Source organism: Treponema sp. R8-4-B8, assembly GCF_054786175.1.
In genome coordinates this window covers 1-591 of the sequence record NZ_BDHE01000256.1, presented here as the reverse complement: position 1 = coordinate 591, position 591 = coordinate 1, and the positions used below count along the sequence as shown (strand labels likewise).

Genomic DNA, 591 nt, shown 5'->3' with positions numbered 1-591 from the left:
AATGTTTTTCTCCGTACTCGCTCATGTCAATTCTGGTGAGGGCTTTTTCGTCATTGAACAAAAAATCCGCCAGTGTTTTGGCAAAAAGCGCCGGCAATTGGCGTTATAATTCCGGCTCCCGCCAAAAATATCCTAATAATACTTACGGAAAACGCCACAATAATGTTTTGATAGATAGTGTGTTTTGTCTTCTGCGCCAGCTTGATTACATAGGGAATATTGGAAAGATTGTTGTTCATTAAAGCTATATCCGCGCTCTGAATCGCCGTATCAGAACCCATCGCTCCCATCGCTATCCCTACATGCGCTTTTGATAGGGCAAGCGCGTCGTTGATGCCGTCCCCGATAACCGTAACAGTATGCGTTTCCATCATTTTCTCGACATGGTTAAGTTTCTGCTCCGGCAGTAATTCACATTGCATTTCGTCAATTCCAACAGCGTCTTGTATTTTTTTAGCCGATTGAAAATGATCCCCTGTTAAAAGACAGGTTTTTGACACGCCAAGTGTTTTCAGTTGGCTTATTGCCTGCAAAGCGTCATCTCGCGGCGTATCCTTAAATACGATACACCCAAGTATTTTGCCGTTTTTT

The 591-nt window shown here is 43.1% G+C and carries 1 protein-coding gene; it reads right to left on the bottom strand.

Translation table 11 applies throughout. The annotated features are described in order from the left end of the window. Positions 1–50 precede the first annotated feature (50 nt). Entirely contained in the window at positions 51–533 is a 483-nt protein-coding gene (locus tag ACYVRA_RS08255) for an HAD-IC family P-type ATPase (RefSeq protein ID WP_461252250.1), read from the bottom strand. Positions 534–591: the final 58 nt, after the last annotated feature.